The sequence below is a fragment of the Rheinheimera pacifica genome, assembly GCF_024809855.1.
Taxonomy (GTDB): Bacteria; Pseudomonadota; Gammaproteobacteria; order Enterobacterales; family Alteromonadaceae; genus Alishewanella; species Alishewanella pacifica_A.
On the sequence record NZ_JANUEM010000013.1, the window covers coordinates 42,851 to 55,316 of the forward strand.

At 48.0% G+C, this 12,466-nt stretch carries 17 protein-coding genes; 8 read left to right on the plus strand and 9 right to left on the minus strand.

Annotated features, from left to right (window positions below; genetic code table 11):
* Positions 1–13: 13 nt before the first annotated feature.
* Positions 14–346: a hypothetical protein gene (locus M2404_RS15550; RefSeq protein WP_259240683.1), complete on the minus strand. Its 333-nt coding sequence runs from the start codon at positions 344–346 to the stop codon at positions 14–16.
* On the opposite strand from M2404_RS15550, the gene M2404_RS15555 reads away from it, so the two are divergent.
* The 4 genes from M2404_RS15555 (at position 324) to M2404_RS15570 (ending at position 2,713) form a co-directional block, all read left to right on the plus strand.
* Complete coding sequence (locus M2404_RS15555) at positions 324–1,025, plus strand: CoA transferase subunit A (protein ID WP_259240684.1); 702 nt, start codon at positions 324–326, stop codon at positions 1,023–1,025. The genes M2404_RS15550 and M2404_RS15555 overlap by 23 nt on opposite strands.
* 10 nt (positions 1,026–1,035) lie before the next feature.
* Positions 1,036–1,695, plus strand: coding sequence for a CoA transferase subunit B (locus M2404_RS15560; RefSeq protein WP_259240685.1), 660 nt, complete (start codon positions 1,036–1,038; stop codon positions 1,693–1,695).
* A gap of 107 nt (positions 1,696–1,802) precedes the next feature.
* Positions 1,803–2,252 carry a type II RES/Xre toxin-antitoxin system antitoxin gene (gene parS, locus M2404_RS15565; RefSeq protein ID WP_259240686.1) on the plus strand — a complete coding sequence of 150 codons (450 nt, stop codon included), beginning with the start codon at positions 1,803–1,805 and terminating at the stop codon, positions 2,250–2,252.
* Positions 2,252–2,713 (plus strand): RES family NAD+ phosphorylase, encoded by a 462-nt coding sequence (locus M2404_RS15570; RefSeq protein ID WP_259240687.1) that lies wholly within the window; start codon positions 2,252–2,254, stop codon positions 2,711–2,713. The genes parS and M2404_RS15570 overlap by 1 nt, the downstream gene beginning before the upstream one ends.
* On the opposite strand, the gene M2404_RS15575 is transcribed toward M2404_RS15570, so the two are convergent.
* A complete protein-coding gene (locus tag M2404_RS15575; RefSeq protein WP_259240688.1) occupies positions 2,702–3,583 on the minus strand; it encodes an NAD(P)-dependent oxidoreductase in 882 nt (293 codons plus the stop codon). The genes M2404_RS15570 and M2404_RS15575 overlap by 12 nt on opposite strands.
* Positions 3,584–3,669: 86 nt before the next feature.
* Between M2404_RS15575 and M2404_RS15580 the strand changes: the two genes are divergently transcribed.
* Positions 3,670–4,149 (plus strand): glutathione peroxidase, encoded by a 480-nt coding sequence (locus tag M2404_RS15580; protein WP_259240689.1) that lies wholly within the window; start codon positions 3,670–3,672, stop codon positions 4,147–4,149.
* Between the two features lie 70 nt (positions 4,150–4,219).
* Positions 4,220–5,209, plus strand: coding sequence for a 2-hydroxyacid dehydrogenase (locus M2404_RS15585; protein WP_259240690.1), 990 nt, complete (start codon positions 4,220–4,222; stop codon positions 5,207–5,209).
* 55 nt (positions 5,210–5,264) lie between these two features.
* On the opposite strand, the gene M2404_RS15590 is transcribed toward M2404_RS15585, so the two are convergent.
* The 3 genes from M2404_RS15590 to M2404_RS15600 all read right to left on the minus strand — a co-directional run bounded on the left by M2404_RS15590 (position 5,265) and on the right by M2404_RS15600 (position 6,578).
* Positions 5,265–5,654: a DUF2750 domain-containing protein gene (locus M2404_RS15590; protein ID WP_215398025.1), complete on the minus strand. Its 390-nt coding sequence runs from the start codon at positions 5,652–5,654 to the stop codon at positions 5,265–5,267.
* Positions 5,655–5,726: 72 nt separating this feature from the next.
* Positions 5,727–6,155, minus strand: a complete 429-nt coding sequence (locus M2404_RS15595; protein WP_310503097.1) for a YqaA family protein — start codon at positions 6,153–6,155, stop codon at positions 5,727–5,729.
* A 3-nt stretch (positions 6,156–6,158) separates the two neighbouring features.
* Complete coding sequence (locus M2404_RS15600) at positions 6,159–6,578, minus strand: MAPEG family protein (protein WP_215398022.1); 420 nt, start codon at positions 6,576–6,578, stop codon at positions 6,159–6,161.
* Between the two features lie 141 nt (positions 6,579–6,719).
* Here M2404_RS15600 and M2404_RS15605 point away from each other — a divergent pair, with 141 nt between their 5' ends.
* Entirely contained in the window at positions 6,720–7,313 is a 594-nt protein-coding gene (locus M2404_RS15605; RefSeq protein ID WP_259240691.1) for a thymidine kinase, read from the plus strand.
* Positions 7,314–7,316: 3 nt separating this feature from the next.
* A complete protein-coding gene (locus M2404_RS15610; RefSeq protein ID WP_259240692.1) occupies positions 7,317–8,333 on the plus strand; it encodes an MJ1255/VC2487 family glycosyltransferase in 1,017 nt (338 codons plus the stop codon).
* 106 nt (positions 8,334–8,439) lie between these two features.
* Here M2404_RS15610 and M2404_RS15615 read toward each other — a convergent pair whose 3' ends face one another.
* The 4 genes from M2404_RS15615 to M2404_RS15630 all read right to left on the minus strand — a co-directional run bounded on the left by M2404_RS15615 (position 8,440) and on the right by M2404_RS15630 (position 12,410).
* Positions 8,440–10,548: a YjbH domain-containing protein gene (locus M2404_RS15615; protein ID WP_259240693.1), complete on the minus strand. Its 2,109-nt coding sequence runs from the start codon at positions 10,546–10,548 to the stop codon at positions 8,440–8,442.
* A complete protein-coding gene (locus tag M2404_RS15620) occupies positions 10,545–11,288 on the minus strand; it encodes a capsule biosynthesis GfcC family protein (protein ID WP_259240694.1) in 744 nt (247 codons plus the stop codon). Before M2404_RS15620 ends, M2404_RS15615 begins: the two co-directional genes overlap by 4 nt.
* Positions 11,285–11,998: a YjbF family lipoprotein gene (locus M2404_RS15625; protein ID WP_259240695.1), complete on the minus strand. Its 714-nt coding sequence runs from the start codon at positions 11,996–11,998 to the stop codon at positions 11,285–11,287. The genes M2404_RS15620 and M2404_RS15625 overlap by 4 nt, the downstream gene beginning before the upstream one ends.
* Positions 11,999–12,083: 85 nt before the next feature.
* Positions 12,084–12,410: a hypothetical protein gene (locus M2404_RS15630; RefSeq protein ID WP_259240696.1), complete on the minus strand. Its 327-nt coding sequence runs from the start codon at positions 12,408–12,410 to the stop codon at positions 12,084–12,086.
* Between the last annotated feature and the right edge of the window lie 56 nt (positions 12,411–12,466).

A 12,466-nucleotide genomic window follows, 5' to 3' on the forward strand; every position in this document is an offset into this window, starting at 1 on the left:
TTAACAGCAACAACTAAGGTTCTTCGAACACGGTAATCACTCCGTACAACTTTGCCGGAACACGCCGTAAATACGTCCCTGTAGGCTCCTGTTTTTCATCCATGAAAAACACGGTTCCGGTCAAAGTGTACTGCGCACTTACCTTGGCGCAGATGCCAGCGGATGCGGATGTGATTTTTTCAGCGACCGTTGAAGGCCATGGATGGCCGGAATCGAGCCCCATGGATGGTTTATGGCGTGTCGCAGAAAAAACTTCACGCAGCAGCCGCGCAATCGAAGAGCAGCTCGTAACAGATAGTTCAGCAAAGAACAGAGGACAACAAATGGCAGGGTTTAATAAAGTCATACATAGCTACGAAGACGCCATGGCAGGCCTGCAGGACGGCATGACCGTTATTGCCGGTGGCTTTGGTTTATGCGGTATTCCGGAAGGCTTAATTGCCCAGATTAAAAAAATGCAAACCAAAGATCTCACCGTAGTATCGAACAACTGCGGCGTAGACGGCTTTGGCCTGGGCATTTTGCTGGAAGACCGGCAAATTAAAAAGATGGTTGCCTCTTACGTCGGCGAAAACGCCCTGTTTGAAAAGCAATTGCTGAGTGGTGAACTGGAGGTAGAGTTAACACCTCAAGGCACTCTGGCCGAGAAAATGCGTGCAGGCGGTGCTGGCATACCGGCGTTTTTCACTGCCACAGGTTACGGTACCCCGGTAGCCGAAGGTAAAGAAACCCGCGAAATTAACGGCCGCCATTATGTACTGGAACCGGCAATTACCGGTGACTTTGCCATAGTGCGCGCCTGGAAAGCCGACCGTTACGGCAACCTGGTGTTTCGCCACACCTCTATGAACTTCAACCCGATGGCAGCTACAGCAGGTAAAATTACGGTGGCTGAGGTAGAGGAAATCGTCGAGCCGGGTGAGCTGGAGCCGTCACAAATTCATACCCCGGGTATTTACGTGCAGCGCGTTATTAAAGGCAACTTTGAAAAACGCATTGAACGCCGTATGGTTCGTCAAGGTTAAGGAGGCAACAATGGCTTTATCTCGTGAACAGGTTGCCATGCGCGTGGCGCAAGAGCTGCAAGACGGTTACTACGTTAACTTAGGTATTGGTATTCCTACGCTGGTAGCCAACTATGTGCCTGCCGGCATTGAAGTGATGCTGCAATCAGAAAACGGTTTACTCGGTATGGGCCCCTACCCGACTGAAGATAAAATTGACGCCGATATGATTAACGCCGGCAAAGAAACCGTTACTGCGATTAAAGGCGCGGCTATTTTCAGCTCGGCTGAAAGCTTTGCCATGATCCGCGGCGGCCATGTCGATTTAACCGTACTGGGCGCTTTTGAAGTAGACCAAAACGGCAACATCGCCAGTTGGATGATCCCGGGCAAACTGGTAAAAGGCATGGGCGGCGCGATGGACTTAGTGGCCGGTGCGCAGAATATCGTAGTAACCATGACCCACGCCGACAAATACGGCAACAGCAAACTGCTGGAAAGCTGTACCCTGCCGCTAACCGGCGTGGGCTGTGTAAAGAAAATCGTTACTGATTTAGCCGTGCTGGAAGTACGCAACGGCGCTTTCCACCTGCTGGAGCGCGCTCCGGGTATTTCAGTTGAGGAAATTCAGCAAAAAACGGCTGGCAAGCTGGTTATCGAAGGCAACGTGCCGGAGATGGTGTTTAGCTAAACTGCCGGTTTACTCTATTAAGAGCGCCCTGATCCTGGCGCTCTTTTTTTGACCAAAGCAAAACCATATGATAAATTTTAAAAATATCAAATGATAGAGGATGTATTATGACAGCCTTAGTACGTGAATTTACCCCTACACTCTATTCTGCACCAAACCTGTGGCAGCAGTTGGGTATTGCTGAGCGCGGGCCTAAATTATATCAGGCCCTGCATGAAGGATTTAGCTATAGCGTATTTGATAAGCTGTCCCTGGTATCTATGTTAGATAAAAAGCAGTTGGCGCAGATATGTCAGTTAGCGCCAGCTACATTAGCCCGGCGGGCAAAGCTGGGTAAGTTTACTCAGGAAGAAAGCGACCGGCTATATCGTTTTGCTACCGTGCTGGTGGCAGCCAATGCCTTGTTCAATAAAGATATGGTAGCAACCAAACGCTGGCTTACCGAACCTGTGTATGGCCTTGGCGATAAAGCACCGCTGGACATGCTGGCTACCTCGGCCGAGACGCAGGCGATATTAGATTTAATTGGCCGCTTAGAACACGGTGTGTTTGCCTGATGCAGCTGTATCGCTTAGTGCACAACAAATGGGCTGCACAAGCATTTGACGGCGAAGGAGCAAAACTTTATGGCGGACGCTGGAACAGTAAAGGTCAGCTATGTGTTTATACCGCAGGCTCTGAAGCTCTGGCCATACTGGAGATTATGGTACATTTAAACAACCGCAAAACACTGAAACAGTACAAACTATTCCAATTAACTATTGCCGCCGAAGAAGTATTATCAGTTAGCCCGGCGAACCTGCCACTTAGCTGGCAACAACAACCCGCCAGCATTGACACAGCACGTATTGGGGATAGCTGGCTGGCACAGCAAGCCAGCCTCGCGTTATCTGTACCCAGTGTTATTGCACCGCGCGAAAGCAATATATTGCTTAACCCACAGCATTCGCACTTTAATGAGTGTCTGGCAACAATTACCGAACTTGAATTTATGCCAGACCCTCGCCTAACGCTTTAACCGCGCCAGCAAGCTGGAGGTATCCCAGCGGTTACCGCCCATTTGTTGTACTTCGCTGTAGAATTGATCCACCAGTGCCGTTAGCGGCAAATGGCTGCCATTCTCACGCGCTTCGCTAAGTGCTATACCCAAGTCTTTACGCATCCAGTCTACGGCAAAACCAAAGTCGTACTTGCCTTCAAGCATGGTTAGCGAGCGGTTTTGCATCTGCCAGGATGAAGCAGCACCTTGCGAAATAACCTCTACTACCGCAGTTGCGTCTAAACCGGCGTTCTGGGCAAAGTTCAGCGCTTCGGCCAGGCCCTGCACCACCCCGGCAATACAAATCTGGTTTACCATTTTCGCCAGTTGGCCACTGCCTGCAGGGCCAAGCAATTTAGCGCAACGCGAATAACTCATAATAGCGGCTTCAGCTTTAGCAAAATCGTCACTTTCGCCACCAATCATTACTGTTAATACGCCGTTTTCAGCACCAGTCTGGCCGCCGGATACCGGCGCATCTAAAAAGCCAATCCTCTGCTGTTTTGCAGCTTGTGCCAGCTCACGGGCTAAATTGGCCGAAGCAGTAGTATGATCAACCAGCACTGAACCTGCTGCCATACCGGCTAAAACGCCATGCCCGCCGTATACTACCGAGCGTACATCGTTGTCATTACCCACGCACATAAACACCAGTGCAGCGCCGTGCACAGCTTTGGCTGGGGTATCGGCATAACCACCACCATATTGCGCAGCCCATTTTTCTGCCTTAGCAACAGTGCGGTTATACACTGTTACCTGATAACCTTTTTGTTGCAGGTAACCCGCCATCGGGTAACCCATTACCCCCAGGCCGATAAACGCGACCTTATTCTCACTATTAATTGACATATTAATGACTTAAAACTGTGACATACTGTGGCACAAAGCTTACAAAGATCTCAGCACGATTGAAAGCACTTAAATAAGGAAACGGTATGGCTAATGTGCACCAATATAAGGTAAAAGACGCCAACGGTAATGACATAGATCTGAGCCAGTATCGTGGCAAGGTATTGCTGGTCGTTAACACCGCAAGCCAATGTGGCTTTACACCACAATATAAAGAGCTGGAACAGCTACACCAAAAATACAAAGATAAAGGCCTGGTTATACTGGCGTTTCCCTGTAACCAGTTTGGCGGCCAGGAACCCGGTTCCGATAATGAAATCCAGCAGTTTTGTGAACTGAATTACGGCGTCAGTTTTCCGGTTATGGCAAAACTGGCGGTAAATGGCCCGGAAGCCTCACCACTGTTTGAATACTTAAAAGACTCAGCGCGAGGCTTAATGAAAACCCGCGCTATCAAGTGGAACTTCACCAAGTTTTTGGTAAATAAAGACGGTGATGTGGTTAAACGCTATGCCCCGCGCACCAAACCCGCCAGTATTGCCCAATCAATAGAAGATTTGCTGTAACTTTGATCCAGCGCTAAATATTGCGCTGGTATTTGCGCTAAGCTTTATGGCAAATAATGGGAGAGATACCATGAAAGTTGCCGTATTCAGTGCAAAAAAATATGACAAAGACGGCTTCAGCCAATGGGCTGACCGTAGCCTGCAATTTAGCTACCACGAAACCCGGTTAAATAAAGACAGCGTAAAACTGGCTGCCGGCAGCCATGCTGTGTGTGTATTTGTTAACGACGAGCTGGATGCAGAAGTACTACAACAGCTGTCAGAGCTCGGCATCGAAATGATAGCGTTACGCTGCGCTGGTTTTAATAATGTTGATCTGGACGCTGCCAAAATCCTTGGCATTCGTGTCTCACGGGTACCGGCTTACTCACCTGAAGCAGTAGCCGAGCATACTGTAGGTATGATGTTATGCCTTAACCGCAAACTGCATAAAGCTTATAACCGGGTACGTGATGATAACTTTGCGCTGGACGGCCTGCTCGGCTTTAACCTGTTTGGCAAAACAGTAGGTTTAATTGGCACCGGCCGTATTGGCCTTGCCACAGCGCGGATACTACGCGGTTTCGGTTGCCAGCTACTGTGCCATGATATTGCACAAAACCCACATATTACCGAGCTGGGCGGTCGCTATGTGCCACTGGCCGAATTATATGCCAGAAGCGATATTATCAGCCTGCACTGCCCGCTTACACCCGATACAAAGCATCTGATTAACCACTACAGCATTGGCAGCATGAAAGATGGTGTAATGTTAATAAACACCAGCCGCGGCGCACTAATCGATAGCAAAGCGGTAATAGCCGGGCTGAAAAACCGCAAAATTGGTTATCTCGGCTTAGACGTATACGAGCAGGAAGCCGATTTATTCTTTGAAAACCTGTCAGAGCAGGTTATAGACGACGAGGTATTTAAACGCCTGCTAACTTTCCCTAATGTGCTAATCACCGGCCATCAGGCGTTTTTTACCAAAGAGGCATTGCAGGAAATTTGTCAGGTAACCAGTGATAATTTACTGGCATTTGCCAGTAGTACTGCCACCGGCAACGAATTAGTCAACTAAAACAGCAAGGGGCGCAATTAAGCGCCCCTACGGTATTTTTAACAGCACGACAACGTTAGTCTTCCTGCATTTCATTTAACAGGGTTTCTGCCAGCTCATCAGGCATTACTACCACGCCCGGGCCATCAGTGTCCGGCAGCACGGCAATTGCCAGCTCGTCGCCGTTTAAGCCTGACGTCCATTTATCCAGCCAGGTGTCCACATCAACAGCCTGAGCAGAACAATGCGCCCACTCACCCTCAATCCACTGTTCAGCAAGTTCGGCATGTGGCCATACCGGAATACAACGCTCGTCTTCAGCACTTACCAGTACAAAACCGTCTTCATCGGTTAAAATCCAGATTTTTTCCAGATCAGCAACCGCCTGAATAAAATAAGTGTAACGCTGCTCAGCGTCTAATGCAGTGATGCGTTTAAGCTCTTCAGCCGTTAATTGATAATCCATAAGTGGTTCCTGTTCAGCGGATCAATAATGCCGCTAATGATGACGGATCCAGCGGCTTTTTACCATGATTAATTACACCAGCCAGAGGTTACCAAACCAAATTAATATGGCGTACCGTGCTGCCTTACCCACCAGCACCAGCAACATAAATACTTTAAACCGCACCTTCAGCACACCGGCGACTAAAGTTAAAGGATCGCCCACCACCGGTAACCAGGCAAATAATAAACTCCAGCTGCCAAAGCGCTGAAACTGCTGCTGTGCCCGGCCAAGTGCAGCCTCAGAAACCGGGAACCAGCGCTTATGCTGAAATTTAAGTAACTTCAGCCCCAGGTACCAGTTAATACAACTACCCAGCGTATTACCCGCCGTAGCGGCCACAAACAACCATAGTGAGTTATAGCCTTGCTGTAACAAAGCCAGCAGCAATATTTCACTGGATGCTGGAAATAACGTAGCGGCTAATAAGCCGCTACAAAACAGCGAAAAATAAGCCAGCACTAATCAGGCCACCAGCACCTGCCAGGCTAAACGCAGCCAAATTAACCACAAAGCCAGGCACGCTGATAAAAACAAATTAAAGCGCAGCCGCACATTATTGCTGCCAATATGCACGACAGTATGCAGTATTCGCAACAATACAAAAGCAGCGCCTAAAAGCACATAGCCCAAATCAGCCAAACCCAGTTGCAATGTAAACAACACACTGAATAAATACAGCATCGGCATCTGAAACTGGTTATCAAAATTACGGCTGGTGGCAATAACCTGCTCATTGGCCCCCGTCAGGTTCATGGTTTTAAATGCGGCTACGGTAATTTCTTTATTTTTAGCCGCCCTGATGCGGCGTTTGCCCATCAGTACCATCACCACGCTGGTAAGCAATATCTGCACAAACACTGGCAGCAAGATCAGTTTTTCCATTTTATTCTCCAAATTTAATCCGCTCAGAGCTTAATGCAGCCAGGTTAAAGATACCAGTGTCTTAATTCTGTCATCTCATGCCTTTATATTTCAGGCAGTGATATTGCTATACTGCATCGTCTTTTTTAGTTGGATGATGCAATGGCGCAATTATATTTTTACTACTCGGCAATGAACGCCGGTAAATCAACCTCTTTACTGCAAAGTGCATATAACTATCAGGAAAGAGGTATGACAGTGGCTATTTACACCGCCGCACTGGATAACCGCTATGGCCTGGGCAAAGTAAGCTCGCGCATTGGCCTGGCAATGGATGCCCATATTTTTAATGGCAGCTTTAATTTTGTCAGCCATGTAACACAGCTAAAAGCACAGGGCCGTTTAGATTGCGTATTAATAGACGAAGCACAGTTTTTATCCAAGGCCCAGGTGCGCCAGCTAACCGATGTCGTCGACAATTTACATATACCGGTGCTGGCCTTTGGCCTGCGAACTGACTTTTTAGGCGAAACCTTTGCTGGTAGCGAAGCACTGCTGGCCTGGGCCGATAAACTGATAGAGCTGAAAACCATTTGCCATTGTGGCCGCAAAGCCAACTTTGTTGTGCGGTTAGACGAGCATGGCAAGGCGGCAACCGAAGGCTCGCAGGTACAAATTGGTGGCAATGAAAGCTACGTATCCATGTGCCGAGCTCACTTTAAAGCCCTGGTATGGCAAGGCCAAACAACGGAGTAAAACATGAAAATTCTCTATGGTGTGCAGGCAACAGGAAATGGTCATATCAGCCGTGCCCGCGCCATGGGGAAATATCTGGCGAAAGCCGGAGTGCAGGTAGACTACCTGTTTTCCGGCCGTCCTGCCGACCAACTGTTTGATATGCAGCAGTTTGGCAATTATCAGGTTAAACGCGGTTTAACCTTCGTGACTAAAGCCGGCAAAGTCAATTACTGGCAAACGCTGCAACAAGCGTCAGTAAAAACGCTGTGGCAGGATATTAAAACCCTCGATTGCAGCAGCTATGATCTGGTTCTGACGGATTTTGAGCCCATTACCGCACACGCCGCAAAGCAGCAAAATAAGCACAGCGTAGCGCTTGGCCATCAGTATGCCTTTTTGCATAAAATCCCGATGGAGCACGCCAACCTGGTTACACACCTTATGTTCCGCCATTTTGCTCCGGCACAAATACAATTGGGCCTGCACTGGCACCATTTTAACCAGCCCATCCTGCCACCTATTATCGACGAGGCTGAGCACAACACAGCCATAGAAGCCAATAAAGTGCTGGTATATTTACCATTTGAAGACCAACAGCAGGTTATTCGCCTGTTAAAACCATTAACCGGATTTCAGTTTTGCCTGTATGGCCCCGGTTTGGCTAAAGCAGCTATCGGCCACATACAAACTCACCCACCTGCGCTGCACGCTTTTAAAGCCGATTTAACCAACTCCAGCCATGTACTGAGTAATGCCGGTTTTGAACTGATAAGCGAGGCGCTGCAACTGCAAAAACACATTATGGTAAAGCCGCTGCAAGGCCAGATGGAGCAACAATCCAATGCTCTGGCGCTGCAGCAACTGCAATTAGCCAGCCGCACCGACAGCCTCAGCACCAATGTAATTGCGAAATGGTTAAACGAAAAACAGCATCACGGCACAGTAAACTACCCCAACGTTGCCAGCGCTATTTGCAACTGGCTGCTGCAAGATACGCCGGACGAAGTAAATACCCTGAGTAAAACACTATGGAGCTAAAGCGCTAAGGGGTATTGGGGGCGGCGTAACCGGTTTATTATTGCCACACAGTAAAACGGGAAGCCAGGCTTCCCGTTTTGTTTTTCTGCCAATCAAAGCCACTGGCTTAGTCGTAGAATGGTGAACGCTGCTCGGTAGCGTTAATCAAAGTATTAGGCCGGTTCAGTGGCTGGCCACCATCTCTGGCAATCGGTACCCAGGGTAAGCGCCCACGTCCTGTAGCCGGGCGTAGCGAGAACAAATCAAAGGGGATTGATAAATAGAAGCCTTTGGTAAAGCTGCCTTCGCCATATTCCGCTGACGACACATTGGTAAAGGCCGCATAAGCGCCCACTATGATGCCGCTATCAAAGCGCTTGGCAAAATCGACATTTACCCCCCTATCCTTTGCCAAAAACTGGCCAATATTAAATGTCAGCTGGGTATCCGGTAAAAACTCGGGCTTCCAGTATACATTTACGTGGCCGGTAAAGGTTTTATAGTCAAAAAAGTCCAGATCGTTCTCATAAGAGCGTTGGCGTACATAGTTAATATCAAAACCAATAGCAAAGTTAGAATCTACCGGGCGGTATAACATTTCACCACCCACACCACCAAACATCATCTCCAGATAACCACCATAAGCCTGGGCATAAATATCCGATGCTATTTGGTCCTGCCATTGCAAATACAAATTTTCCATCGACACTGTACTGCGGGTTACATATTCACGGATATAAGTACGTACCCTGGGTAGCGGCGTATTTTGCGCATCAACTTTATAATTAAATTTATCAAAGTTCTCCAGCAAGGTTACTTTAGCCGCACCGTTAACACTAAAATTACTGGTTAAATTATAACCGGCATTCGCTAACACTCCGCCCTGATACATATAAAAGTTTTCAGGGTTACCAAAGGTTTGGATCCAAAATGTTTCAACACCGGTATAAAAACCGGTCTGATCCGGCAACTCGGTCAAACCAAGCGTTCGGAGCTCCGGCTGCTGGCGCACATAAGTTGATTTTACGTCACTGTGCAACGAATCATAGCGGGCAGCACTAATAAACTGCTGAGCATCCACTACTGTTTCTACCATTGGCAGGTTGCCATTATAGTTTACTATGCGGTAGGTTTTAATATTAGCCGGTACTTCTGTGGCTAAAATCCGGCTAATCCGCTCAATAGCCTCATCATGGTCACGATAAGAGACCTGCTGGCCATACAATACAAACTCATCATCAGTCATCTGAGACGAACGCAGCACAAAACCGGCCTCCGTGAACAATGCCGTAGGCAAAGCATCACGGTCGGTAATTTGCTTAGTGCCGTCTAACTGTTCAGGAATAATACGTGGTGCAGGCTTTATTTTATGCATTACAACATTATGTAAATTCATAGAATAATGTACACCAAAACCCAGGGTATTACCGCGCTGATAATTCAAATCAAAGTTAAAATCTCTCCAGCGATATACAGCGCCAATATTCCAGCGGCTATCTTGCTCAAGCTTACCAGCGCTGTCGTTCTGGTAGTCATTACCTTCATACTCCAGTTTTAAACGCAACGGCCGCCACGGCGTTTGGTATTCAATACCGCCAAATAATGCCGCCGGGCCTTTAAAAAACTGATCATAATCTATCTTACCGCCTTGCCCGCTAAAACCGCCTGGCCGGCTGCAAAAGCTGTCTTTTATCTCACAAAACGGGTTTTTAGTGTTGCCACTGTTACCTAAATAACCCCAGCCCATACCAAGGTGAAAATCAAAATCACCCCACTTCTTGCTTAAGCTGATAAATTCACTTTCAAAAAAGCCGGTCCCGCCAAAGTCGCGAAAACCAACAGATACCTGAGGTAAATAGGTACTCTCCTGCAGTAAACGAAACTTAACATCTATACCCTTATCTTTTAACGTCTGATCGCCGCTAAAGCCAGGAAAAGGACTATATAACCGGGTACGCACATCGGTGTAGCGCACGGTAGATTCCATCCAGTCAAATAACTGAATACTTACCGACCATAAGCGATACTCTTCGTTGTCGGTGTAGTTTATCGATAAATCACCGGCCGGCGCCATACGGGCTGTTGGCGTCTGAATTAATCCCACGCCACCGTGCGCCATTTGCGACACACCTGCCGCGCTTTGCTGCCAGCTGTCGCTGCCATCAGCTTTGGCAACCAAGGGCTGCAACGCCAGACTAATTAAAGAAAGTAAAAACGGAATACGTACTGCAGTCATGGCAACACCCTGTGGCTGGCAAGCTCAAGTAAACGCTTATTTAATATATCTAACTGTGAACTAAACAGCTGGCTTTGCAGCGGAATAAAAACCTGAGCTCCGGGCATAGCTTCTATATGAGCATGGTTCCAGTAGGCTGCACCAGCAGCTTGTACTTTACCGTTTGGCTGCAGCAGTATCAGCTCAGCAACATCAGCCAATGGCGTTGGCTGCGCCGAGATAATATAGTCAGCAGCCGCTGCGGCTCCTCGATGCGTTACCGTCATCTCCGAGCTTAGCGCACCAAACAGATACACACTGGCAGGGCGCTGTTTTAGCTGTAATAAATAAGCGCCGTTATCAAAACGCGGGTTAAACTCTGGTCGTACCCGGGCCAAATCATAATCTATTGGCATCGCAATACGTTTTGCCAAACGCCAGGACGCCAGTTGGCGCTCCAGTGATTCCATAGTAGTAAAAAAATCACTGTCAGCGGCGTTTTGTTGTTTTAACTGGGCTATTTGTTGTAACAATTGCTGGCGCAGTTGCTCCGGCTGGTCTGAGTTCAGCTGATACAACGCTGCTGCGGGCCAGTACCAATTGCTTTGCAAAGCAACCGGGGCCAGCACTTCATGTAGCCGAGGGTTAGCATCAAACTGACGGCGGTTACCATTAATATCTACCGTTACTGCAGCGTAAACTGTGGGTGCAATCAGCAATGCACTAAAAACTAACTGTTTAAGCATATTTAAGTTCTTCATTGACCACCGCCGGTATTAGTTGTACTTACCGGTGGCAGCAGCCGCCCGATCCGGCTGGCATACGTCATAGTTATCGGTTGCCAGAACGGCGCCAACCTTTGCTCACTTTTAATTAAAGTGCCGGTTTTACTGTCAAACCAAAAGTAATTTTGCCAGCTGCCATCAAAGCGCAGGTAGTTGGCTTTATCTGTATAGCTAACATGTTCCACTACCAGGGTGGTGTTCAGCTGTTGCTGAAATACTGTCAACTGCTGCGCCGGCACAACTTCAAACCGCGAGCGTAGCCCATAGCCATACTCGCCGTTGCGCCAGTCAGCCAGGCGCAACCAGCTGTTGTCCGGCTGAATAGTTTTAATTCGCCGTAGCGGATCGTTAAGCGTATTAGTCAGGTGCAGTAAATCGTGTTCAAAACCTAAAGTGCGCACCAGCCGGCCCTGCTCCATTATCAGCATGGCGTTATCTGCCGACAGCCATTTATGCTGGCCAGCCTCCAAGTGCATTAGCACCATTACCGCCTGCGCCCGCTCACCATGCTTTACATAAAGTAAATCGTATCGTGATTGCTGCACCTCGGCCAGGCTAAGTTCAGCGTCCGGGGTATCGGCAAAGGCGAGTTTAAGGGTATCAATATAAGAATGATAAGTACCGGCACAAGCGGTAAGGGTTAGCAGCACCAGGCCACTAAAAACCGTTTTAATTAATGCTATCAAGGTGTATGCCCGCTGAATAAAAATGCCAAATAAAGCCACAGCAATAAAAAAGCCGCCTGCAGGCGGCTTTTTTTAAGCAATAAGCTTATATAGTTGAAGTTACTGTTACAGTAGCAGTTGTAGTATTAGTGCCTGTGCCTGTGCCAGTTACAGTTACAGTAGTACCGGTACAAACGCCATTTACCGGTGTGCTGCCATCATCACACAGCACTGGTGGCTCAACTACAGAAGTACCACGGTTATTAGAAATAACCGCAGCAGCAACAGCAACACCCACTACGCCAGCAGCGATAGTAGTAGTTGCAACACCACCAATAGTACCTTCTTTAGCATCTGCACCGCCAGCAACGTCTTGTGCATTAACACCAGCGCTTAACGCCATTACTGCAGCAGCAATAATTAATTTTTTCATAGCAATTCCCTCAATAAACAAACTTGGATTTCCAGTTAGACGAAGAGTAACGTAAA